Origin of the sequence: Prosthecobacter gellanilyticus (genome assembly GCF_007992435.1) — a bacterium.
GTDB classification, from domain to species: domain Bacteria; phylum Verrucomicrobiota; class Verrucomicrobiia; order Verrucomicrobiales; family Verrucomicrobiaceae; genus Prosthecobacter; species Prosthecobacter gellanilyticus.
In genome coordinates, this window is the sequence record NZ_BKAG01000025.1 from 69,115 (window position 1) to 93,021 (window position 23,907).

Annotated in this window: 18 protein-coding genes; 11 read left to right on the forward strand and 7 right to left on the reverse strand. The window is 59.6% G+C overall.

What is annotated here, in order from left to right:
* The first annotated feature begins 6 nt into the window (after nucleotides 1–6).
* Nucleotides 7–3,483 (forward strand): choice-of-anchor D domain-containing protein, encoded by a 3,477-nt coding sequence (locus BGE01nite_RS16900; RefSeq protein WP_170266846.1) that lies wholly within the window; start codon nucleotides 7–9, stop codon nucleotides 3,481–3,483.
* A gap of 123 nt (nucleotides 3,484–3,606) precedes the next feature.
* On the opposite strand, the gene BGE01nite_RS16905 is transcribed toward BGE01nite_RS16900, so the two are convergent.
* Nucleotides 3,607–4,467 carry a helix-turn-helix transcriptional regulator gene (locus BGE01nite_RS16905; protein ID WP_170266847.1) on the reverse strand — a complete coding sequence of 287 codons (861 nt, stop codon included), beginning with the start codon at nucleotides 4,465–4,467 and terminating at the stop codon, nucleotides 3,607–3,609.
* Between the two features lie 271 nt (nucleotides 4,468–4,738).
* Between BGE01nite_RS16905 and BGE01nite_RS16910 the strand changes: the two genes are divergently transcribed.
* The 4 genes from BGE01nite_RS16910 to BGE01nite_RS16925 all read left to right on the forward strand — a co-directional run bounded on the left by BGE01nite_RS16910 (nucleotide 4,739) and on the right by BGE01nite_RS16925 (nucleotide 10,218).
* A complete protein-coding gene (locus BGE01nite_RS16910) occupies nucleotides 4,739–5,206 on the forward strand; it encodes a hypothetical protein (protein WP_146851724.1) in 468 nt (155 codons plus the stop codon).
* Nucleotides 5,207–5,451: 245 nt separating this feature from the next.
* Entirely contained in the window at nucleotides 5,452–6,900 is a 1,449-nt protein-coding gene (locus BGE01nite_RS16915; RefSeq protein WP_146851726.1) for a phosphatase PAP2 family protein, read from the forward strand.
* A complete protein-coding gene (locus tag BGE01nite_RS16920; protein WP_146851728.1) occupies nucleotides 6,897–7,286 on the forward strand; it encodes a GxxExxY protein in 390 nt (129 codons plus the stop codon). The genes BGE01nite_RS16915 and BGE01nite_RS16920 overlap by 4 nt, the downstream gene beginning before the upstream one ends.
* A gap of 166 nt (nucleotides 7,287–7,452) precedes the next feature.
* The gene (locus tag BGE01nite_RS16925) at nucleotides 7,453–10,218 is read left to right on the forward strand and encodes a PVC-type heme-binding CxxCH protein (protein ID WP_146851731.1); all 2,766 of its coding nucleotides are present in this window, start codon (nucleotides 7,453–7,455) and stop codon (nucleotides 10,216–10,218) included.
* A 137-nt stretch (nucleotides 10,219–10,355) separates the two neighbouring features.
* Here the strand turns inward: BGE01nite_RS16925 and BGE01nite_RS16930 are convergent, their stop codons facing one another.
* Together BGE01nite_RS16930 and BGE01nite_RS16935 are read right to left on the reverse strand one after the other, a co-directional pair.
* Complete coding sequence (locus BGE01nite_RS16930) at nucleotides 10,356–11,147, reverse strand: glycerophosphodiester phosphodiesterase (protein ID WP_146851734.1); 792 nt, start codon at nucleotides 11,145–11,147, stop codon at nucleotides 10,356–10,358.
* A 225-nt stretch (nucleotides 11,148–11,372) separates the two neighbouring features.
* A complete protein-coding gene (locus BGE01nite_RS16935; RefSeq protein WP_146851737.1) occupies nucleotides 11,373–12,857 on the reverse strand; it encodes a sulfatase family protein in 1,485 nt (494 codons plus the stop codon).
* Between the two features lie 222 nt (nucleotides 12,858–13,079).
* Between BGE01nite_RS16935 and BGE01nite_RS16940 the strand changes: the two genes are divergently transcribed.
* The 3 genes from BGE01nite_RS16940 to BGE01nite_RS16950 all read left to right on the forward strand — a co-directional run bounded on the left by BGE01nite_RS16940 (nucleotide 13,080) and on the right by BGE01nite_RS16950 (nucleotide 15,901).
* Nucleotides 13,080–15,089 (forward strand): ATP-dependent helicase, encoded by a 2,010-nt coding sequence (locus BGE01nite_RS16940; RefSeq protein WP_146851740.1) that lies wholly within the window; start codon nucleotides 13,080–13,082, stop codon nucleotides 15,087–15,089.
* A gap of 179 nt (nucleotides 15,090–15,268) precedes the next feature.
* Entirely contained in the window at nucleotides 15,269–15,508 is a 240-nt protein-coding gene (locus BGE01nite_RS16945) for a hypothetical protein (protein WP_218033014.1), read from the forward strand.
* Between the two features lie 51 nt (nucleotides 15,509–15,559).
* Nucleotides 15,560–15,901 (forward strand): hypothetical protein, encoded by a 342-nt coding sequence (locus BGE01nite_RS16950; RefSeq protein ID WP_146851745.1) that lies wholly within the window; start codon nucleotides 15,560–15,562, stop codon nucleotides 15,899–15,901.
* 47 nt (nucleotides 15,902–15,948) lie between these two features.
* Here BGE01nite_RS16950 and BGE01nite_RS16955 read toward each other — a convergent pair whose 3' ends face one another.
* From BGE01nite_RS16955 to BGE01nite_RS16965, 3 genes are all read right to left on the reverse strand, one after another.
* Nucleotides 15,949–16,392 (reverse strand): rhodanese-like domain-containing protein, encoded by a 444-nt coding sequence (locus BGE01nite_RS16955; protein ID WP_146851748.1) that lies wholly within the window; start codon nucleotides 16,390–16,392, stop codon nucleotides 15,949–15,951.
* 11 nt (nucleotides 16,393–16,403) lie between these two features.
* A complete protein-coding gene (locus BGE01nite_RS16960) occupies nucleotides 16,404–17,930 on the reverse strand; it encodes a substrate-binding domain-containing protein (protein ID WP_146851751.1) in 1,527 nt (508 codons plus the stop codon).
* Nucleotides 17,931–18,252: 322 nt separating this feature from the next.
* Nucleotides 18,253–18,756, reverse strand: a complete 504-nt coding sequence (locus BGE01nite_RS16965) for a DUF3592 domain-containing protein (protein ID WP_146851754.1) — start codon at nucleotides 18,754–18,756, stop codon at nucleotides 18,253–18,255.
* A 66-nt stretch (nucleotides 18,757–18,822) separates the two neighbouring features.
* Between BGE01nite_RS16965 and recJ the strand changes: the two genes are divergently transcribed.
* Together recJ and BGE01nite_RS16975 are read left to right on the forward strand one after the other, a co-directional pair.
* Complete coding sequence (recJ, locus tag BGE01nite_RS16970; RefSeq protein ID WP_146851756.1) at nucleotides 18,823–20,550, forward strand: single-stranded-DNA-specific exonuclease RecJ; 1,728 nt, start codon at nucleotides 18,823–18,825, stop codon at nucleotides 20,548–20,550.
* Between the two features lie 15 nt (nucleotides 20,551–20,565).
* Nucleotides 20,566–21,339, forward strand: a complete 774-nt coding sequence (locus tag BGE01nite_RS16975; RefSeq protein WP_146851759.1) for a hypothetical protein — start codon at nucleotides 20,566–20,568, stop codon at nucleotides 21,337–21,339.
* Between the two features lie 138 nt (nucleotides 21,340–21,477).
* Here BGE01nite_RS16975 and BGE01nite_RS16980 read toward each other — a convergent pair whose 3' ends face one another.
* A complete protein-coding gene (locus BGE01nite_RS16980; RefSeq protein ID WP_218033015.1) occupies nucleotides 21,478–21,957 on the reverse strand; it encodes a MogA/MoaB family molybdenum cofactor biosynthesis protein in 480 nt (159 codons plus the stop codon).
* 335 nt (nucleotides 21,958–22,292) lie between these two features.
* Here BGE01nite_RS16980 and BGE01nite_RS16985 point away from each other — a divergent pair, with 335 nt between their 5' ends.
* Complete coding sequence (locus BGE01nite_RS16985) at nucleotides 22,293–23,534, forward strand: ABC transporter permease (protein WP_170266848.1); 1,242 nt, start codon at nucleotides 22,293–22,295, stop codon at nucleotides 23,532–23,534.
* The last annotated feature ends 373 nt before the right edge of the window (nucleotides 23,535–23,907 follow it).

Genomic DNA, 23,907 nt, shown 5'->3' on the forward strand with positions numbered 1-23,907 from the left:
TGCTCCATGAAACCTAGTCTTGCCTTTCTGCTGCTGTCACTTGTCGTGGGAAACGTCTCTGCGGGCACCCGAAGCGGAGGTGTTTACGCCGTCACCGCTGATGCTGTCACAAACGGCGGCGGGCAGTCGGCAGCCGGAGTCTATGCGAATGTCGCCAGCCTGGGTGAAATCGTGGGCAGTCAAAGTGCGGCGAATCCACCGGTGCAGTCAGATGCTGGCTGGACTTCGCAGGTGGTGGTAAGCGCGGTCGTTTCAGCGCCTGAGATTCAGGTAAGCACCACCAGCATGGGCTTTGGAAACGTGGCAGTGGGCTCAAACACCAGCCTGAATCTGATCATCAGTAATCTGGGGACGGCGGACCTCACGCTCTCCGCGATGTTGGGGGGGACGCATTCGACCAATTTCTCACACAACACCGTGCCAGCGACCGTGGCAGCGGGCGGGCAGGCGACCGTTTCCGTGACCTTCACGCCTTCCGCGGCAGGTCTGCGAAGCGCCACCCTCCAGATCACCAGCAATGATGCTAATGAGAGCCCCTTGGTGGTGAACCTGTCAGGAACCGGGGTGCTTCCTGCGACTCCCGCATTCACCAGCGAGCCTGCCAGCCAGCTCGTGCTGCTCGGCAGTCCTGCGACGTTTAGCGCGACGGCGATCGGGCAGCCAGTGATCACTTACCAATGGCAAAAGGGCACCGCAAAAATCAATGGAGCGACGTCCAATGAGCTGACCATCCCCGTGACCAAGGCGGCGGATGCGGGTGTCTACAAGGTGGTCGCGAATAATGGAACCGCCAAGAGTTCGGGTGCGGCTTATCTGGGGCTGGTCACGCCGAACTCAGGACGAGTGGTGGTCAAAACGGGCGGCACGCTGACTCTCAAGTGCACCGTGGCCGCACCGGCTGGAGCGAAGCCTCTCTATGAATGGCGGCGTGGAGGTCAGCTGGTGGCGAATGGGACGGTGGGCACCTCCGTCACCACCGGCGCCAGCGCGGCAAGTCTGAGCATCACGAAGGTGGACGATGTTCACGAGGGTGACTACACCTGTGTTGTCAGACTGGAAGTGGGCGGTGTGGTGGTGGCTACCATGAGCAACGGCAACGGTGATGTGAACGTGCAGGTGGTGAATGCGGTGCCGGTCGTGGCGGTGCTTCCTCCTGCCACCGTGTCTGTCAGCGAGTGGATCGACATACCCATCGTTGCTTCCAATTTTCCGACGGGTTTCATTGCCACAGGATTGCCTCCAGGCCTGAAGCTGGACCCCAAGACGGGCCACATCACCGGTCGGCCGACGGTGGCAAGCAAGCGCAATACGCAGAACACGGCCTACCTGCCTAATCTCATCACGCTCAAAGCCTCCAATCCCGCGGGCACGGGACCTGGGCAGGAGTTTTCCATGACCGTTGAGGCGCTGGACCCAAGCTACATCGGCACTTTCAACGGGATTGTGGCACGGTCAGGGGCTTCAAACTTTGGTCTCGGCGGTCATGTGCAGATCACCGTGAATCCGACCGGCACGGTTTCAGGTTCGGCCACGCTGGCGGGGCAGAAACACAGTGTGGCGGGAGTGCTGGATATCTCCGTGGGTAATGAGCCGACGGCGGATCTCGTCATCAAGCGCACGCCGCCAGCGCTGGGTGACCTGCTGATGGACATCAACATCAACTTTGGCAGCGGCCTCATGCAGGGCCGTATCATCGAGCCACGCTTTGAGCAGGTGCTGGGGGAGATCGCGATTGGCGATCCGGAGGAGCCGGGCCTGGTGGACGGAGACTTTGGGGACGTTCGCTTCAATGGTCCCAAGGGCATCGCCATCCTGCCGTCCGGCTCGGGTTACATCGCAGACACGGGCAATCATGTGATCCGCTTTGTGGAAGGCGATCTAGGGACAGTGGCCACGTTTGCCGGAAACCCCACGCCGGGCTCAACGGATGCCACGGGCACGGCGGCGAGCTTTAACGGACCTGAAGGCCTGGCGCTGGATGCGCAGGGCAACCTGTATGTGGCGGACACGGGCAATTCCGTCATCCGCAAGATCACTCCGCTGGGAGTGGTCAGCACCTTCGCCGGGACGGCGGGGCAGCTGGGCAGTGCGAATGGCACCGGCGCGGCAGCCCGGTTTAGCGCGCCTTGCGCGTTGTGCTTTGATCCGGCTTGGAACCTGTATGTCGCGGATCGTGGCAATCATCTCATCCGCAAGATCACCCCGGCCGGTGTGGTGACGACGCTGGCCGGCAAGGCGAGCGTGGGCGCGCACAAGGACGGCAGCGGCATAAACGCGGTGTTTCACCAGCCCAGCGGCATCACCTATGATCCGGTGCTGAAGGCATTGTTTGTGGCAGACACGGTGAACCGCGTCGTGCGCAAGGTCACTCTCACGGGCGCGGTCACGACCTATGCCGGGTCTCCTGGCGTGGATGGTTTTTCAGAAGGACTCTTTGCCAACACGCGCTTCATCGAGCCTGTCGGCATCACCAGTTTGGGGGACGGGAGGCTCGTGGTGCTGGACATCCTTTTGGTTCAGCTGAATCCCAACGGCACGGCCTGCACAGTGTCCGCGAGGCTTGATGAGGTGAACTTTCAGGATCATCCAGTGGCTGCGGTGCTGGACCCGGTTGAGGGGACCTTCATCACGGTACATGACCGTCTGAATGCCGTCTGCAGTTATGATGCAGATGCTCCGGCGACCGATGCGATCTTTGAGGCGAGGCGCAATCCATGGACGGCCACGAACATGGTGCCGGGGGGGGAGCAGGGGCTGTACAATGCCGTCATGCAAACCACGGTGCCTGGAAACGACATCGATTTCCCCCTGGGAGAAGGCTATCTCCAGGTGGCGATCAGCAAGACGGGCGTGGCCACCTGGGCGGGGAAGGCGGCAGATGGCAGCACCATCACGTTCAGCACTTCCATGGCTGAGAACCGCAGCATCCCGCTGCATGCGAGCCTTTACAAAAACACCGGCAGTCTGCAGGGAGAGTGCTTCATCAACAACACGACCTTCGACATTGTGAGCGACATCACGCCGGCCTTTGACTGGTACAAGATCCCGCAGCCGCTGGCGAGCACGGACCGCTCCTACAAGAGCGGCTTCCTGCTCCACTCCCTGGAGGTGACGGGAGGCAAATATGTGCCTAACAATCTGCATGACTACCTGGAGCTGCCTGACGGCACTGCCGCGATGGACTTGTTTTTTGTCGAATCCCAGATCAACGCGTTTTCCCAGGAGTTCACCATGGCGGAACCGAACGGCGTGATCGTGCCGGCCAATGCGAAGAGCCTGACGATGAAGATCGATCCGAAGACGGGCATCTTCAGCGGCAGTTTCAAAGATGGCAGCCCGGCGATCACGGTGCCGTTTGCGGGGATCCTCATCAACTATGAGGCGGGTAACACACGTCGCGGGTTCGGGCATTACCTGATCCCTGAGACGACGGATCCGAAGTCTCTCATCCGCTCCTGGCGGGTGGGTTTGGACCGGGACTGAGTGTGCATGGGGCGCGCTTTCAGCGCTTGGCGCAGTGTGGTTCGCGGAGCCTAGGGCTGGACGCCCTAGGCTGGTATGGGGCGCGCCCTTGGCGCTTTAGAAGCACATGGATCCCCGCCTTTCTCAAGGCTGCTTTTCCTGCACGCGGAACTGCGTGGGGGTGAGCTTGGTCATTTTCTTGAAGTCCTTGCTGAAGAAGAACTGGTCGCTGTAACCGACCTGACGGGCGACTTCCTTGATGGGGTCGTCACTCTCGATGAGGCGGTGCTTCGCCTGGTTGATGCGCTCGCGGCGGAGCCAGTCGATGGGGCTGGTGCCGATGCAGGATTTGAAGAGGCGGCTGAAGTGGCTCTCACTCATGCCAGAGAGAGCCGCCAGATCTGACACGCGGATGGCGGTGTGGAAATAGAGGCGCATCTTCTCCAGCGACTTCTGAACGGGCAGGGGAAGCTCGGGCCGGATCTCATCAGCATCTGACAGCCGGGCCTCAAAGGCGAGGGCAATGATGGCGGTGACGGCGGCATTCACCAGCGCGGCATCACTGGGGCGCGTGCCGGACATGTGGTGGAAGGCGCGCTCGAACTCCTGCACAGCGGCTCGGGTGTTGAAGTTCTTGATCACTGGCTGGGAGCGGATCTCCAGCAGGTTGGCCACGCGATCAAGCGGGCGGCCTTCGACACGGATCCAGTACAGTTCCCAGGGCTCCTTGGCGATGGCGCCATAGGTGTGAGGATGATGACAGTTCACCCAAAGAAGCTCATCGGGACCGATCTCATGGCGCTTGCCAGCGACCTGTGCCCAGCCACGGCCTGCCAGACACAGGATGAGCTCATGCCCAGGATAAGTTTCCCGCTGGATGCGGTGCTCATGACCTGCTCTCAGATGCCCTGCGCGCACGACGGAATAAAACAAGTCACGCTGCCAGTCCGCAGGAGTGGCGTAGAGATTCTGGAAAAAGACTGTCTCTTGGAAGAGGTCACTCATGGCAGAATAAACCATACGTCGGCAGGGCCGGAGATGTCGAGGGGAATTCGCCGGTCTGAATCGAAGGGGGCAACGGTGAGCTGGCGAGGCGGATGTATACGTGTGCCGCTGTGCAAACCTAGCTGTTCGCAGCTGTTGTCGGGGGGATTGAGTGCGCTGCAGAATGCGACGATGCCTGTTTTATAGTCTTGCTCCCGTTTGAGGAACTCATCTAAATAAAGATCCACCGTGATTGGCTCAACCTCTCGAACACTCCTCCGCTGACTCATCCATGAAACTGACACTCGTCCTTCTCGCTGTCTTCGCCACCTTTGCCGCCCTCGACTCCACTCATGCTGCTGATGCTAAGAAGGCAGCCTCCGCCGAAGCACCGAAAGCTGCTCCGAAGAAAGGTGAGGCCAAAGCCAAGCAGGACACTTATCCCCTCTATGGCAAGGTGGTCGCCATCACCTCGCGCACGCTGACCATCGTGCGGAGTGACGCGGCGGATGCTCCTGAGGTGAAGTTCACCGTCAATGCCAGCACCGAGTATGTGGATGAAGAGAAGCCGGTGACCATTGAGGCCGTGAAGGTCGGTTCCTGGGTGGGTGGCTCGATCAAGAAGGCCGAGGGCGATGGCAATGACACGGTGCTGAAGCTGAATGTCGGCGCGAAGCAGCGAGTGGCCAAGAAAGGCACGGCGAAGGCCCCCAAGAAGAAGGCCGAAGCCAAGACGGACGCCAAGAAGAAGGCTGAATAAGCTCCGGAGGCTGGAAACGGCCCATCCAACTGAATTTAAAAACCAAGCGGCGTGGGCATGCTCACGCCGCTTTTCTGTGCCTGGGATGAGTGCGTGATGTCTCGCTGCCCGGGGCTGGAAGCGCTGAGATAGTTAAAATACTTGAGACACTAATTTTACTTAATTTTGAATAAAACTGAACAATTCACTTGGACTGAGTTCTGGATGAGGGTATTTTTTGTGGTAATTATATAACCTGCTGCCGCATGAGTTACCGACGCCTTCTCACCGCTTTTTTGCCCGTTTTGGCGGCTTCGCATTTGCAGGCTGATGTCATCACGGATTGGAACGGCATCATGCGTGATGCCTTTAAAGGGCAGGGGTCTCAAGGCAATCCACCGATGAATTCCCGCATCATGGGCATGCTGGGCGGGGCGATGTTTGACGCGGTGAACTCCGTGGACCGGAGCTACAATTCGTATTTGGGCTACTTTGACCCGACCACGGCAGGCAGCAGCACGGATGTGAATGCTGCGGCGGCCACGGCGGCGTATGGCGTGCTGAGCTCGGTCTTCAATGACCTGTATGGCGCAGGCAATGGCTTTACCCTTGGTTTCACCAACAAGTACAATGAGCAGATGTCCCTGATCGCGGATGGCGAGGCCAAGACGCGTGGCATGGAGGTGGGGCAGGCGGCAGCCAATGCCATGACCAGCACCCGTGCCAGTGACGGCTGGAATGACACCCCCACCTATGCCCCGCAGGCTTTCGGCACGGTGGGGCGCTGGCAGCCTGGATCGACCGCGGGTGGCTGGGGCGCTGGTGCGGGCACCTTTTTGAAGTCCTGGTGGTCAGACCTGACGCCTTTCACCATGAACTCGCAGAGCCAGTTCCGCCCGGGCGGGATGAACATGGGGACCTCGATGGATCGCAGTGTGAGCTATGTGCCGTTCAACGGCAACTTCCAGACCTGGGTGAACAGCCAGTCGTACACGCAGCAGTTTAACCAATTGAAGGCCATAGGCGGCATCAGCAGCAGCGTCCGCACGGCGGAGCAGACGGAGATCGCCTACTTTTGGGTGGATGGCCCGGGCACGGCCTCACCTCCGGGACACTGGAACCGCATCGCCGCCACGGTGTCCGCCTCCATGGGGCTGAGCGTGGAGCAAAATGCCCGCCTGTTTGCCTTGCTGAACCTCGCTGAGGCGGATGTGGGCATCGCCACCTGGGAGGCGAAGGTGCTGTATGATAACTGGCGGCCGATGCTGGCCATCAACACGGCGTCCACAGATGGCAATCCGGACACGATCGAAGACGGCGCCTGGTCTCCGCTGATCCCCACGCCCTCCTTCGGTGCGTACACCAGCGGTCACAGTGCTTTCAGCATGGCGGGTGCGACCATTCTGGCGAACTTCTTCGGCACGGACGACATCACCTTCACCACGGACACGGAGTCTAACCAGGTCGCGGGCCTGACCCGCACGTTCAACAGTTTCACTGATGCTGCGGAGGAGGCCGGCATGAGCCGCATCTATGGCGGCATTCACTGGATGGATGACAACATCGACGGCGCCATCCTCGGCGAGCAGGTGGGCAACTGGGTGTATAACAATTTTCTTGGCTCTGTCACTCCCGTGCCCGAGCCTTCCACCGCGCTGCTGCTGGGGCTGGCCAGCATGGTGCTGCTGCGCCGCCGCCGTCGTTCACACCCATGATTGCTGACGATCTCCCGCATCTTGTGGTCGGAGCGTGCATGACCGTTCATCGCACGCTGGGGCCGGGCTTGATCCGTGAGGCGTATGAGGAGTGTCTGGCGCTGGAACTGCGGGGGCTGGAACTGTCTGTGGAGCGTGGTCGTGCGCTGGGTTTTGACTATCGCGGTCATCGTATCAACAGCGCGGCTCGTCTGGATCTCATCGTGGATGCGGCCTTGCTGGTGCAGGTGGTCTCGAGTGAGAAGGTGGTGGATCTGGAGCGGCAGAAGATGGAGACGCTGCTGCGTCTGAGCGGATTGAAAGCCGGACTGCTGGTGAACTTCAATGTGCCGGTGATGCGCAAGGGCATCGAGCGCTTCACGGTGAAGAGAAGAGAGGAAGGGTGACTGCTGGTGTACGTTGTTCACGCTTCAGCGTGTTCAATGAACCTCCAAGCACACGCTGAAGCGTGAACAACGTACTTGAGGAAAGTGGGTCGGCGGATTTCGCCTAAAACATGTCAGAGCGTTTGATGCGCAAAGGTGCGTTGATTGTCGCGTTATGATGCCAACCATGAAACCACTTCTCGTCGCGCTCATCGCTGCGGCCTCGATCCATGTCCATGCCGAGCCGACCGGCCCTGTGCGCGTGCTTTATATCGATGCCGAGGGCAAAGAGCAAACGACTGTCGGTGCTCTGCATGAGGCTATGAAGAATCTGGGCCGGGATGCGATCTGGTTTGACTACTCTCGCGAGGCTCTGCCAGCCGAGAACTATGATCTGGTGGTGAAGGCTGGAGATGCGGCTGCCATCACCAAGGAGGCCATCCTGGCCAAACTACCCGCTGAACGCAAAGCTGGTTATGAGGCCTTTTTAGCCCAAAGAGAGGCGGAGAAGCGCGAGAAGCATCCTCAGGTGGCCAACTATGAGAAGCGCCCGGAGCCGCTGACCTTCCAGCAACCTATGAGTGTGAAGGGCAGCATGGAGCGCACACAGGTGCCGGCGGATTGTGAGCTGAAGCTTTTCGCCAGTGAGCCGGATATCGCGAAACCCATCGCCTTTGCCTGGGATGATCGTGGCCGGTGCTGGGTGGTGGAGACGCGGGACTATCCGCACGGCATCAAGCCCAGCGGCGAAGGTGATGACAGCGTGAAGATCTGCGAGGATACCGATGGTGATGGCAAGGCGGACAAGTTCACCGTCTTTGCGGACAAGCTGAACCTGCCCACGGGCATCGTGTTTGCGCGCAAAGGCATCATCGTGGCCGCGCCGCCGAAGTTCATCTATCTGGAAGACACGGATGGTGATGACAAGGCGGACAAGCGCGAGGTCATTATCGACTGCTGGGGTATCAAGGACACGCATGCGCAGGCCAGCAGCCTGCACTACGGCTTTGATAACTGGATCTATGGCTGCGTGGGCTACTCCGGCATTGAAGGTTATGTCGGTGGCAAGAAGCAGCAGTTCGCCATGGGGACGTATCGCTTCAAGGCGGATGGCAGCGCGCTGGAGTTCCTGCATCAGTTCACGAACAATGCCTGGGGCCACAGCACGAACGATGCCGGTGACCAGTTCGGCGGCACGGCGAACGGCGCGCCGATCTTCTTCGGCGGCATTCCGGCCACGGCTTATCCGGAAGGTTCGCGTGGCATGACGGCGCAGAAGATCAACATTGTGGACCTGTGCCACACGATCACGCCGAACTTCCGTCAGGTGGATGTGTTTGGCGGCTACACGGCCGCTGCCGGGTCTAACTTCATTTATAGTGATGCGCTGCCGAAGCGCTTTCAGGGCAAGGCGATGATCTGCGAGCCGACGATGAAGCTGGTGGCGCTGCTGGATGTGGTGCCTGTGGGAGCTGGATGGGAAGCGCTCGACTCCATGAACATCTACGCGAGCAGCGATGAGTGGAACTCACCGGTGCACGCAGAGGTGGGGCCCGATGGCGCCGTGTGGGTGGCAGATTTCCAGAACTTCATCATCCAGCACAATCCGACTCCGAGTAAGGAGCGTGGCGGGTTTGTCGGCGTGACCGGTGTTGGCGGTGCGCATGAGAATGATCTGCGGGATCATTCACGAGGACGCATTTACAGGATTGTGGCCAAGGGCACGAATCCAAAGCCGGAGAAGCCTTCGATGAGTGCTGGCACGCTGACGGGCAGACTGACCGCGCAGCGCATGGCCGTTGAGAATGGGGCCTATGAGTCTCATGCGACGTATGGCGTGCATGATCTTTGGGTGCAGCAGGCGCTCGGGAAGCTGGATGCCAAGACGCACCAATCTGCGCTCATCTCCCAAGATCCTGCGTTACGCCGCAATGCGGTGCGCGCGCTGGGCAGTGACAAGGCGGCGCAGGATTTGTTCTTTGGTTCCGGTGTTTTCTCCGATGCAGACCAGCATACGCGGCTCGCGGCTTTTGTGAAGCTGGCGGAGTTTCCGACGACGGAAGAGATCAAGACGCTGGTGAAGAAGCTGGCGAATGATCCGGTGGTGAAGAATGACGAGTGGCTGGCCGAGGCGGCGAAGCTGCTGGGCAAGAAGCATGGCGCTCTGAACTACAAGGAAGGTCCGAACCTGCTGCCGAATCCTGGCTTTGAAGAAGTGGTCGCAGGTCAGAAGCTGCCGGTGGGTTGGAAGCATCGTGACTATGGCAACAGCCCTGGTAACAAAGGTGCGGAGTGGGGCATTGTGACGGCGGAGAAGATGGTGCATAGCGGCAGCCAGGCGGTGCGCTGCATCACGCGCGAGGATGCGGACACGAGCTTCTTTGCGGATGTGGAGCTGAAGCCTAACACGGAGTATAAACTCAGTGCGTGGATCAAGACGCATGGTTTCCGTGGCAAGGCCAGTCTCAATGATCACATCGGCCGAGCGGAGACATCGCCCAAGATCAACCGTGCGCAGGACTGGACGGAGGTGGAGGTGGTCTTCAACAGCAAGAACAAGCCGAAGGCGAGCATCAACCTGCTGCACGTGGGCAAGGGAGATGTCTACTTTGATGACGTGAAGCTGTGTGAGCTCATCCTGGAGAATGAAGATGATCCGTCGAAGCTCGCGGGTGATGCGAAGCGCGGCGAGAGCATCTTCTGGACGCATCCGGTGGCGGCTTGCAAGAACTGCCATCTGCTCAAGGGGCAGGGAAGTGCCGTGGGGCCTGCGCTGGATGGGATTGCTGGGCGGAAGGACGAGGCTTACATCCTGGAGAGTTTGATCAATCCGAATGCGAAGCTTGCAGAGGGATACACTGCCACGCCGATCTCACCGATGCCGCCGATGAATCTGATTTTGAAGCCGCAGGAATTTGCGGATGTGAAAGCGTTTATCTTGAGTTTGAAGTGAACAAAGTGGTTCTCTTTTAACCGCAGATAACGCAGAGGGCACAGATAAGAAAGACCAAGAAAGCGCACAGGAGTGTGCGCTCTCTCCCCGAAGAGAACGGCACTTGGCAAGTGCCGCTCATTGATGGTATGCGAAGCTTACTTCAACGTCTCGCGGACCATGACGGGGTCGTCGGTGGTGATGCCGTCGATTTTCAGGGCGGCGAGGCGTTTGATGTCGGCGGGCTTGTTGACGGTCCAGACGTAGATTTTGAGGCCGGCGGCGCGGATTTGCTCGACCATGGCGGGGGTCCAGTTGAATTTCAGGCCGAGGTCGAGACCGTCAAGACCATCAGCCTTGGTGTCGGCGATGAGCTGGGTGAGGTCGATGGGCTTCTTGTCCTTGGTTTGTTCGGAGGAGAGGCGGTAGACGGGAATCCAGGGCATGGCCTTTTTGCACTCCTGGCAGACTTTGCGGTCGAAGGCGATGATGCAAAGCTGGTTGGCGATGGACTTCCAGGTTCCGAGCTGCTTGGCGAGCTCAGGGACGATGCGAGCGCTGTCCTTGATCTCGAGGAAGAAACGCTGCTTGCCCTTCGGCAGGGAAGCGAGGGACTCGGCTAGGGTGGGGATGCGCTCGCCTTTGTAAGCGGCGCTTTTCCAGGAGCCTGCATCGAGCTTCTGCAGGGCTTCGAGGGTGGCTTCCTTTACCTTGCTGGCGACGCCGGTGGTGCGCTTTGTATCGGCATCATGAATGGCCACGATCTGGTTGTCGCCGGTGAGGTAGAGATCGAGCTCACAGGCATCGGCTTTCTCCCAGCCGAGCTTGAAAGCGGCTACGGTGTTCTCCGGCGCGATCTCGGAGAAGCCGCGATGGGCGATGATTTCGACGGCAGAGGCTTGGGACATGGCGAGGGCTGCGAGGCCGAGATGAAGCAGTGTCTTTTTCATGGTTGGGGGGAGTGTGTTGGCAAAGTGGGTTTAAGTGACGGGACCTCGTTGGGGTCCAGCATGAGAGAGTGACGGGATTGTCTTATACCAGGGTAGACTCGCCAAGGCTCGTCAGCTCTTCGCTATGATGCGGAAGCCCGTTGGGTTTCGGTGCGGTGAGAGACGTGGGTGATTTCGAACTCATCGTTGGATCGGAGCTCAACCCCATTGGAATGGGGTTGTACGTTAGCGGATCTTGGCGTCGGGGAGCTCGCTCTTCACGCCTTCGTCGAGCGGCATGGTATCCGTCTTGTCGTTGAGGCCGGTGGCGAGCATGAGCTTGGCGAGCCTGGCCTGGAGTTCGGTGACCTCGGCGGCGAGCTCGCGCTTGGAGATGAGGTTCTTGGTTTCGCCGGGATCTGCCTTTAGATCATAGAGCTCGGCCATGTGGCGGTCGGGGCCGCCATCGCCATGGGGATAGTGGATGTACTTCCAGCGGTCAGTGCGGATGGCGCGGACGTTCGGGGTGTAGGGGAACTGCTTCTCGTAGTTGTAGTGGTAGAACCAGGCCGTGCGCCAATCGGAGTCGCCTTCCTTGGCGAGCTTCACCCAGGACTTACCGTGAGATTTGGTTAGGGCAGGCGCGCCGCAGAGTTCGAGAATGCTGGGGGCGATATCGACTGTAAGCATCTGCTGCTCGATGACCTTGCCTTTGGGCAAGGCCGCGGGGAAGCGGGCAATGGCAGGGATGCGCAGGCTGGCTTCATGTGCAGTGCGCTTGTCCACCATGCCGTGCTCGCCTTCGAGCAGGCCATTATCGCCCATGAAGATGACGAGGGTGTTTTCGAGCTGCTTGGTTTCTTCCAACCACGCGAGCATGCGGCCCACGCTGTCGTCCACGCTGAGCACCGTGCCCCAATAGCCATGCACCATGTTCTCAAAATCCTTCACAGCGGCGGGACTGTCGTCAGGAAACTTTTTGCGCCATTCAAAGAGCGGGCCGTAGATGCCATGCCAAGTGTGAAGGCGCTGTTTGATCCACGCGGGCTTGTCCTCGAGATGGAAGGCCGTTTCTGGATAAGGCACCCGCACATCATCAAAGCTGTGTTCATACTTGGGCTCGGGCGTGTAGAAGCTGTGCGGCGCTTTGTGACCCACGCAAACAGCCCAGGGCTTGCCGCTGCCACTCACGGATTTTAACCAGTCCATGGCGAGATCGGTGACGACATTCGTGTAGTAGCCTGGGATCACCCTGCGCTCTTTGCCATTGAGGTGCCACTCGGTGTCGAAGTATTTGCCCTGGCCTTTGTGAGTCGTGAAGTTGTCGAAGCCTGGGCGCGGCTCATCGTTGTCCTCGCCCATGTGGTATTTGCCGAAGTAACCGGTGGTGTAGCCAGCGTCATGCAGCACGCTGGGGAAGCTGGGCATGGTGGCGGGATACTCGGTGAAGTTGTTCGTCACGCCATGCGTGTGTGCATACAACCCACTGAGAATGCTAGCGCGACTGGGTGAGCAGAGGGAGGTGGTGCAGAAGGTGTTTTTGAAGAGCACGCCTTCTTTCGCGATGCGGTCGATGTGCGGGGTTTTGACATGCTTTGAGCCGTAGCAGCCTAGAGCGTCCGGACGGAGGTCATCGCAGAGGATGAAGAGGACGTTGGGCTTGTCGGCGGCCTGCAGGCTCAGAGCGGAGAGCAGAGGGCAAAGAGTCAGAAGGAAAACGAGAAGGCGCATGGTCGGAATTTTGAGATAAGTGGAAACGGTGGGTGTGGGGTGGATCAAGCAGGGAGTATGTATGGCTGGTCTTGTTTGAAGGCCCGAAAGGGCAAAAGGGACAGAAAGGACTCTGAATGAGGCGAGACTTCGCATTTGATGGTTTCCTTGTTCGCGGCTTTGCGTATGAAGTGTTCTAGCGAACGCTTTCGATACGACTTTTCTCCGCCTTCCCTTTTTCTCATGGCCCGCGAATACACTCTGCATGCACCTCACCCCACGGCTCCGCGCATTGACTACAAGGCGGAGCTCAATGAGCAGCAGCATGCGGCAGTGACGGCGCCGCCGGGGCAGACGCTGGTGATTGCGGGCGCGGGATCGGGGAAGACAAGGACGCTGACGTATCGCGTGGCGTGGCTGCTGGACAATGGAGTGCTGCCTGAGCAGATCCTGCTGCTGACTTTCACGAACAAGGCGGCGCGTGAGATGCTGGAGCGTGTGAACCTGCTGGTGGAGGCGGACACAAGCCGCCTATGGGGCGGGACCTTCCACAGCATCGGGAACAAGTTTCTGCGCTGGAACTCGGAGCGGTTAGGCTATCGCAAAGGATTCTCGATCATGGATCGGGAAGATCAGAAGGATCTCTTAGAGACGGTGGTGGCGAATAGCGGGATCGACACCACGGGATTCCGCTTTCCGAAGGCGGAGGTGCTGGGAGACATCTTCTCGATGGCGGACAACACCTGCCTGCCGGTGGAGGAGATCATCCTCACGAAGTATCCATATTTCGACAAGATCGTGGAGCCGATCACGAAGATCCGGAAGCTGTATCAGGACAAGAAGGTGGAGACGAACTGCATGGACTTTGATGATCTGCTGACGCAGTCCGTGCGCCTTTTGCGGGAGCATCCGGATCTGCTGGAGCGGTATCAGCGGCAGTTTGAGTTTGTGCTGGTGGACGAGTATCAGGACACGAACAAACTGCAGTGCGAGTTCATCGAAATGCTGACGGGCAAGGATGGCAACCTAATGGTGGTGGGTGATGATGCTCAGAGCATTTACTCCTGGCGTGGGGCAGATGTGACGAACATCCTGAACTTCCATGAGCACTGGCCGCAGGCGCGGGTCTTCAAGATCGAGGTGAACTACCGCAGTGTGCCGGAGGTGCTGAACCTGGCGAATGCGAGCATTGGCAACAACCGCGCGCAGATCCGCAAGAACCTGCAGTCCTGCCGTGAAGAGAAGGGCATGCTGCCCGCGTTGGTGCCGCTGGACAATGGCAGCGCGCAGGCCTCCTTCGTGGCCCAACGAATTTTAGAACTGCAGGATGAAGGTGTGGAGCTGAACGAGATGGCGGTGCTGTATCGCGCGCATTTTCACAGCATGGAGCTGCAGATGGAGCTGACCAGCCGTGGCATTCCGTTTCAGGTGACGAGCGGGCTGCGGTTCTTCGAGCAAGCACATGTGAAGGATGTGGCGTCCTTCATGAAGTTTGCGATCAATCGAAGAGATGAAGTCAGCTTCATGCGCATGGTGAAGCTCATTCCTGGCGTGGGTGGTGCGAGCGCCACGAAACTGTGGATGAACTGGCTGCAGACCGAGGCGGCGAACGCCGAGGTGATGACGGGCAAGTTCAGTGATCTGCTGATTCCGATGAGCGTGCCGAAGAAGGCGCGGGAGTCGTGGGACCAGTTCGCCTTCACGCTGGATGAGCTTATCGTGGAGGGGAAGCCGGTGACGCCGCCGGAGATGATCCGCAGCATTTATGATGGCGTGTATGAGGACTACATGCGCGCGAAGTTTAAAAATGCGGAGCAGCGCCAGCAGGATCTGGAGCAGCTCAGCAACTACAGCAGTCGCTTCACCGATCCGCTGGAGTTCTTGAGCCAGCTCAGCTTGCTGAGCGGTGTGGATACCGAGAACAAGCCGGACCCGCAGCAGGACAAGGATGCGGTGACGCTGACGACGGCGCACCAGGCCAAGGGCCTGGAGTGGCACACGGTCTTTGCCATCTGGCTGGCGGACGGCATGTTCCCGCATGCGCGTGCTGTGGAGGAGAGTGATCTCGGCGTGGAGGAGGAGCGGCGTCTTTTCTATGTGACCGTGACGCGTGCGAAGGATGAACTGTATCTGTGCTATCCGCTGATCAACCACCAGGCTCGGGATGGGGATCTGCTGATGAAGCCGAGCCGGTTTATCTCCGAGCTTTCCATGGATCTGATGGAGAAGTGGAATGTCAGGGGCGGGTGGTGAGGGACGGGAAGTCTAACCACGAATGACCAGGCTGGCCGAGGTGGGGCGTTGATCAACACATTCGACATGCCGGGTTGGTGTGATACCTTGTCAGCAGATCAAGTATGGGTTGGGTTAATGATGCACTTCAAGGGTTGTCCACCGGACAGCAGGTTCAGATTCGTCCACAGGGTGGCTCGATGCGCGGCCGCATTGAAAGCGGTGATCTGGTGACGCTGGCACCGGTGGAGGCCCGGGATGTCAGGGTTGATGATGTGGTCCTCGTGGCGTGGAAGGGAAACCATCTTCTGCATGTGGTCCGGGAGATTCGTGACAACGAATTTTTGATCGGGAACAATGTCGGCAAAATCAATGGCTGGGCCAGAGTTCAGGACATTCGCGGACGGGTGGTGGATGTGGTGCATGATGCATCGACTTGAGGATCCGCGCGGGGCTTTGGTTTATACCTTTTCATCACATAACTTATCGATATGTCTTTCCGGAGAAACCGAGGCAAAGCGCAGGCATGGAATGCCTGGCAGGAGACCCATCGAGACAGGCTGATTGCATGGGGTGTTCCGCATGCGGTGCTCGAGCATGAAGCGAGCTGGAACTATTTCCTCGAACACGGTTATTTCACCCCTCCTGGGAATGCTGAGCCGGTCATCGATGTTGATCGAATGGAGGAGGGGCTCGGGAAGAAGTTGTGTTTATTTCTTGAGAGCGACGATGCTGTTAGGACGAGTGATGCGTTGAACCGTCTTCAATATCTTTTGAAGAGGGGACGGCATGCTGAGCCTACGGGTGAGGATGTGTCTGTTTCCGAAGGTTGACTCTCGTTCGTGCGGTCGAAGAGCCGCGAGGGGACTCGCGGACTACTTTACTTCCGCACCGGTTTCTGCGCTGTGATCCAGGCTTCTAAGCCGCCGTTGAGGAGGGAGAGTTGAGTGAAGCCTTTGGCGGCTAGTTTCTCGGCGGCGAGTTTGGAGCGGCCGCCGATGGCGCAGTAGATGAGGATGGGCTGGTCGACTTTGAGCTTGGCGGTTGCTTCCGTGAAGCTCTTGTCGTTGAGGAAGTCGGCCCAAACAGAGCCGGCGATGCGGCCTTGCTTTTTCTGCTCCCAGTCTTCCCTAACATCAAGGATGACAAGGTTGGGAGTGCTCTGGATGAGGGCAGCGGCGTCATCAGGGGCCAGCAGTTTCACGGAGGCTGGCAGTTTGATGAGGGGAGGATCGGTGCGGACGTTCTCCACCGGTGCTGGCGAGCAGGCAGCGATGAGCAGGCTGGCGAGGATTAGCAGAGCTGGAAGGTGGAGACGAGGCATCGCGGTCGCTGTTACTTTTGCTTGAGGTAGTCGGGGATCTCAAGCTGATCACTCTTCACAGGTGCGGTCTCGCCTTTCCAGACGAAGCCGGCTTTTTCAAAGCTTTCTTTGTGCGCGCGAAGGTAGGCGAGAAGGCGGTACCCGAGCGCGCTGTTCGGGGAGTCCTTGCGAACGGCGAAGGGTTGCACGGCCTTGGCTTTGTCGGCAGGCAGCGGGATGGCTTCGAAGTGATCGGGCTGGGACTGGATGTTTGTGCGATAGACGACGGCGGCATCGAGGGAGCCGGTGCGCAGCTGGTTGACGAGGAAGTCGCCAGTGGGGACCTGGCTGGAGGCGTTTTTCATGACGCTGTCGATCAGGTTCATGCTGCGGAGGATGCCTGCGGTCATGAAGCCGAGGGTGGACTGCTCGGCATTGCAAACACCGACGCGGAGGCCGGTCTGAGCGAGGTCGGCGAGGGTTTTGATGCCTTTGGGATTGCCTTTCGGCACCGCGATGATGATCTCGGATTCGGTGAGCAGGATGGCTTCGGGGAAGTGCTCGGCGACGGGAGGGACGAAGCAGACATCGCAGGCATAGTAGACGTCCGGGAACTTGGGGTTCGTGGTGTCCTTCATGGTCTTCATGGCGGCGCAGAGGATGCCGCAGCCGTTGAAGACGGTGGTGACGTCGATGCCTTCGTGATTGGCGAAGTCCTGCACGAGTTTTTCGATGGCGGGACGGTTCACACCGCCGCTGTAGAGGATGAGCTCGGGCTTCGCGGCCCATTTGTCACCACCAGCGGGTTGAAAACCTTGTTCGGCAAAGATGGCGCCGCCTTTTTCCGGGGCGGAGAGGTAGCGGGCGAACTTCAAGGTTTCCGCAGGAGAGGTGGCAAAGGTGAGGACGGCGGCGCTGGCTTTTTCGGCGTGGTTGGAGAGCTCGGGGACTTTGATGGCTTCGAGTCCGAACTGAGGGATGACGCTGTCCCAAACGAGCGCGGCATCGCTAGCGCCGAGTTTCACATCGGCGGCGACCTCGGTGACGGTGGGCTTCATCACGGCGGCTTTTTTGGTCAGCACCTCCCAGCGGTCGCCGAGGAGTTTTTTGGAGACTTTGCCGATGCTGGCGGCCTCGGGATTGGTGAGCGCGAGCTTGATGTCGGGCTTCTCGAGATCGGCGAGGGTGGTGATGGCCTTGGGGTTGCCTTTGGCGACGGCGATCACGGGATGCTGGAGGGCGAGCGGGAGGACTTCGCGAGTGACATCGAGCTTCTGAGCATCGGCGAGGGAGCCGTCATCCGCAGCGATGAGGAGGTCGCCCTTCTTGGCGATGCGGAGCTGGCTGAGGAGGGTGGCGGTGCCGCCGAACTGGAGCTCGATGCGGGTGCCGGTTTCCTTTTCGTACTGGGCGGCGATGGTCTCGACGGGTTTTTTCAGGCCGGCGGCGCAGTAAACGGTGAGGCTGGAGGCCGGGCCATGGCCGGAGGGCTGGCGCAGGGCGAAGAAGGCGAGCGCGGCGGCGATGACGAGAAGGAGGAGGGCGAGGATCTTGCGCATGGGAGGGACGGGGAGCCGCTTTTCTAAACTATAGAACTGGAAGTGTTATTGCAGTTGGGTGTGCATGGGGCGCGCTTTCAGCGCTTCGGGCTGTGGGGCGTGCCGGGTACCTAGGGCTAGACGCCCTAGGCTGGTATGGGGCGCTTTGGCGCTCAGATGAGAGCGGGAGGGATGTGCAGGGCGTGGTGAGTGCGAGATGTCCTGAGGGAAAACTTACGTTTTCTGCTACCAAGAGGTGCGGATGCGCTCAGTTGGTCGCCTTTGGTGAGGTGCGGGTGTGAGGTGAGTTTGAGATGCTTTGAGGGAAAACTCACGTTTTCCTCTACATCGGGCGTGAAGGGCGGAGGGCGCCCCAGGTCATGCGGAGGCCGCCGACGACGAAGAGGAGGGGGAACCAGATGGAGTAGAGGGCGGCGCGGGTATCGTGCTTGAGGACGGAGACGGTGGGATCGGTGGGATTGACGAAGCAGGTGTGCTCGGAGCCGACGGGGAAGGGTTCGATCTTTTTAAAAGCGAGGTCCTCGTGCTGGCTGGGGCTGTCGACACGCTTGATGCGGGTGCCGGTCATGGGCTTGCCATCGAGGGTGAAGGAATAATGAACGATGGGTTTGAAGACGAAGTTCGAATTCGGTGTGGGGCGCTCTTTCTCCAGGCGTGAGGCGATGATGTGGCAGGGCAATGGAGTCCAGCGGCGGGTTTCCTCGGCCCGCTGCCAGGCGGTCCAGAGCACCCAGGTGAAGACGGCGCCGCCCAGAGCGAGGGTGAGGCCCATGGAGGCGAGCCAGAGGCGGCCGGCGGTGGAAGACGAGGTGTTGTCAGACATCATTCAGAGCGATGCTTTGACTACCCCACGCGCCTGTTGCATACAAGGAGGTTACACTTTTCGCACCTTATGGCTCTCGCCTCTGAACTCCCACTGCCCACCACGCGCCCCCCGCGCTGGGTAGTCAAGCCAGTGGCCGAGGGAGTGGACCAACTCGCGGCAGATACGGGGCTTCCAAGGGTGCTATGCGCGCTTCTTGCCCAGCGCGGGCATACCACGCCAGGGCTGATTCGTGACTTTCTCGTGCCGAAGCTGGCGACCCTGGGTGATCCGAATGTGCTGCCGGAGATGCCGCAGGCGGTAGAACGCATCCTGCAGGCGGTGGACCAGGGGCAAAAGGTGGCGCTGTATGGCGACTATGACGTGGATGGTGTGACCTCCATGTCCCTGATGTATCTCACGCTGCGGGCCTATGGTGTGAAGCCGCATCTCTTCCTGCCTTCACGCATGGATGAAGGGTATGGGCTGAGCCTGGATGGTTTTGCGCGGTTGTTTGAGGAGTTTGGCAAGCCGGACCTGCTGCTGGCGCTGGACTGCGGCACGACCTCCATCAAGGAACTGAAGTGGCTGCATGAGCAGGGCGTGGACTGTGTGATCGTGGATCACCATGAGCTCTCTCCTGATGGCCGGCCGGAATGCATGGCGCTGGTGAATCCGAAGCTCGGGCAGGGTTTTCATTATTTCTGCACGGCGGGTCTCGTTTTCAAAGTGGCGCATGCACTGCTGAAGGCTCGACGGGTGCCGGAGTTTGATCTCAAAAGCACGCTGGACCTGGTGGCGCTCGGCACCGTGGCGGACCTGGTGCCGCTGGTGGATGAAAACCGGCTGCTGGTGCGTCGTGGCCTGGAGGCGCTAGGGCAGACTGAGCGCGTGGGCATTCGTGCGCTGAAGGAAGCGGCGGGTGTGGATGGCTTTTTGCAAACGCATCATGTGAGCTTTCGTCTCGGACCGCGGCTGAATGCAGCGGGACGTCTGGACACGGCTTTTACTTCATTGCAATTGTTGTTAGCCGAAGATCCGGTCAAGGCGGCGGAGTTTGCAGCGCTGCTGGAGAGTCATAATCGCGACCGGCAGGCGGTGGAGCTGAATGTCTACAACGAGGCTGAGCAGCAGTTGCTGGCGCTCGGAGATCTGGACCAGCATCACGCGATCGTTCTGGGGTCGCGGAACTGGCACCCGGGTGTGGTGGGCATTGTGGCCTCGCGCATCTCACGCATCGCGAACCGGCCGACGATCCTGTTTTCCTTTGATGAAAACGGCATGGGCAAGGGCAGCGGTCGCAGCATTCCCGGCTTCTCTCTGGTAGAGGCGATCGATATCTGCCGTGAGCACATTGTGCGCGGTGGTGGTCATGCCATGGCGGCGGGTGTCTCCATCAAGGAGGAGAATCTGGATGTGTTTCGCGTGGCGTTCTGCGATGCGGCGCGCAAGGCGCTGACGGATGAAGCTCTGACACCTGTGCTGGAGATGGACGCGGAGGTGCGCTTTGCGGACTTCACGTATGATTTCCTGCAGAACTTCCGGCTCATGGAGCCCTTCGGCCAGCAGAACTCGGAGCCTGTGTTTCTCTGCCGGCGTGTAACGCCGCGTCTGCCTGGGCGCACGATGAAGGACAAGCATCTGCGGGTGATGCTGACGCAGGATGGGGTGAGCATGGAGGCGCGCTGGTTCAATGCACCGCTGCAGAACCTGCCGAAAGCGCCGTGGGACATCGCCATGCGTGTGCAGCGGAACTTCTGGCGTGGTGAGGAGCAGTGGCAGCTGACGCTGGATGCGGTGAAGAGCTCGGAGATGTAACGACAGACTTAGTTCATGCGCTTTCTCGACAAACTTGAATCTCGTTTCGGGCGCCTTGCGGTTCCTGGACTCATGTCATTCATCGCCCTTCTGCATGTGGGGATCTTCTTCACGTTCCTGGTGATGACGCCTCAGGCGGCCGGCGGGATCGTGAGTCTTTTGCTGCTTCATGGAGGCCTCATTCTCCATGGTCAGGTATGGCGGGCTGTGTCCTTTATTTTTGTGCCGGAGAGCAGCCTTCTGGCTGTGGTTTTCGGGGCCATGTTCCTGAGTTGGTTAGGTCGTGGCCTGGAGGAGGCCTGGGGAGCGTTCCGGCTTTGGGTCTATTTTGGAGGCGGCATGCTGGCCATGGTCATTGGCTCCATGATTTTTGGCTATGTGGCGACGGGTCTGTTCTTGTTTTCGACCGTGCTGCTGGCCTTTGCGATGTACTTCCCGAACGAGGAGATCCGGATGTATTTTTTTATTCCTATCAAGGTTAGCTGGCTTGCCTGGCTGGATGTCGCGGCCGTGGTGCTCTTTGTCATGAAGGAGCCATCCGCGTTCTGGATGGTCTTCTTTTCGCACCTAAACTTTCTGGTCACCTTCGGTCCTGGTTTTATCAAGGACCGTGCGCATATGGCGAAGGTGGGGAACCGGCGCTCGCGGTTTCAGGAGGCCACGCGGCCGGCGGCGGCGTTTTTCCATCAGTGCGTGGTGTGCGGGAAGACGGATGTGGATGATCCGACGCTGGATTTTCGTGTGAATGATTCCGGGGATGAGGTGTGCTCGATCTGCCGGAAGCGTTAGTTCGCGGTTCTCAGTTGCCCACGGAACACACGGAAAAGGAAACCGTTTCTGAGGGCTGGGTCGGCTTCCGTGTGTTCCGTAGGCCATCTTCAATCCAGTTCACCGCGAGAGGAAGGATTAACGCAAGAGGGCCTTTGCTCAGCAGCTTGTGGGTACCCTTTGTGCCAGCTTCACGGCGTGGGGGATGGCGCCTAACACGAAGCTTAGACAGTCGACGGCGCCTTGGGGTTTGCCGGGGAGGGCGATGACGAGGGAACGTGAGACGACGGCGGCGAGGCTGCGGGAGAGGATGGCGTTCGGCGTGAGGTCGAGGGACTTCATGCGCATGAGCTCGCCGAAGCCGGGGATCTCGACGCGCATGATGCCGCGGATGGCTTCGGGGGTGACATCTCGCTCGGCAATGCCGGTGCCGCCGGTGGTGAGGATGAGGCCGCAGCCTTGGTCACTCAGGGACTGGATGGCCATCTGGATGGCGTTGAGGTCGTCCGGCACGATGACCTCGGCGTGGACAGTCCAGCCGTGACCCTGCGCGGCCTGGCGGAGTGCGGGGCCGCCGAGGTCTTCGTAGATGCCCTGGCTGGCGCGGTCGGAGATGGTGATGATGCCGGTTTGAATCATGGTCCTTTCCATAACGATAGGTGAGGCGGTGCCAAGGCAGGATTTGGTTTTGGGTGGTTGCGGACTCGGGAGTAGTGCGGGGTTGTTTTTTACAGGATTAACAGGATTAACAGGATTAACAGGATTCAGGATTAACAGGATCAGAGGGTGGTTGGATGGGCATCATGTTGATCCTGTGAATCTTGTTTTTTGAAGGGTGGTGGTCAGGGGCGTAAATTTCGATGCAAAACAGAGATTGGCAGAGGGGTGGGAGTCGGCATGGTGGGGGGAATCTCATGTTGTCCAAGGCTCCGATTTTTCTCGCTCTCCGGTATTTGAAGCCGCGCCGGTCATTTGTGTCGGTGATCACCGTGGTTTCGGTGATCGGTGTGGCGGTGGGAGTGCTGATGATGATTGTGGTACGCGCGGTGATGCTGGGCTTTGAGGCGGACTTCCGTGAGACGCTGATGGGCACGAAGCCGCATGTGCTGCTGCGCCAGGAGGCGGGGCAGGATGGCGGTGGTGGCAAAGGGCCTGCATGGCAGGGTGTGCTGGAGCAGATGAAGGCGAAGGCGGGTGTGGTTTCGGCGACACCTTTTGCCGGTGGTGAGCTGTATGCGGCGAACGGTGACCGCCAGACGGTGGTCAAGCCTGTCCTGGGCATTCCGGCTGCGGAAGCTCAAGGATACATGCGCAAGCTGACGCCGCATTTGCTGGCGGGCTCTCTAGACATGCCAGATGGGACGATTGTGCTGACGGACCGGCATTTGCAGGATCTGGAGCTGAGCCCGGGTGATGAGGTGAGTGTGTATGCGGGGCCGAATGTGAACGAGGCGGTGCGCAGCTACTCGGATGCGAATGACGAGGATGATGACAAGAAGCGGCAGGCGATGATCGACAAAATCAGCCTGCATCCGCAGAAGCTGACGATCTCGGGTGTGCTGCAGTCGGATCAGTTAGGCTTTGCGGGCTATGTGTCTCTGCGCACGGGGCAGGCTTTGTTCCAACTCGGTGGGAACGTGACGGGGATTGCCATTGAACTGGCGGAGCCGCAGAGGGCAGGGGAGATCGCGCCGATGCTGCTGAAGGATGTGCCGGGCTGGACGGCGGAGCTGTGGTCGGACGAGGACAAGGCGCGTCTGGCGGCGATGCAGAATGAGCAGACGATGATGCAACTGGTGCTGTTCATCATCGCGCTGGTGGCGGCGTTTTCCGTGATGAATGTGACGATCACGGTGACGACGCAGAAGCGTCATGAGATCGGCATGCTGGCGGCGCTGGGCTGCACGCGCGGACAGATCACGAATGTGTTTCTATTGCAGGCGACGATCGTGGGTGTGTTGGGGACGGCCAGCGGATTAGGCGGGAGCATGCTGGTGCTCTGGCTGCGCAATGATTTACGTCAATGGCTGGCCGTGCTGACGGGTGGTCAGGTGCATGCGGTGGAGGGTGTTTTCCTTTCGACGATTCCGGCGCATGTGGATCCGGAGCACGTGATGTGGACGTGTGGGATCTCGATCCTGCTGTGCATTGTGGCGGGGTGGTTGCCGGCGTGGTTTGCGGCGCGGATGGAGCCGGCGGAGGCGCTGAGGGACTAGCCGTTTGCAGTTGTTTACGGTGGTTGACGGTTGTTTACAGTGGTTTTTCAGAAGGGGGAGACAGGCCGGTTTCGGAGGGCCTACGGAACACGCGGAAGACACGGAAAGGGGATCCAGGCGGATGGAGGTTGTGGGTGCATGGGGCGCGCTTTCAGCGCTTGGCGGTGGGTGCGTGCGGAAGAACCTAGGGCTAGACGCCCTAGGCTGGTATGGGGCGCGCCTTTGGCGCTCAGAGGTGGTATTTTGACACGCTTTTAGTTAGTTGATTTTGGGGCGTGATGAAGCGTGGACGTGGCCTTGATGCGCACAAGGCTTCCGATTTTTTGCGGGTGCTGTGTGCGCATACAGCGGTGTCGCGCTTGAGCGCTTCCCA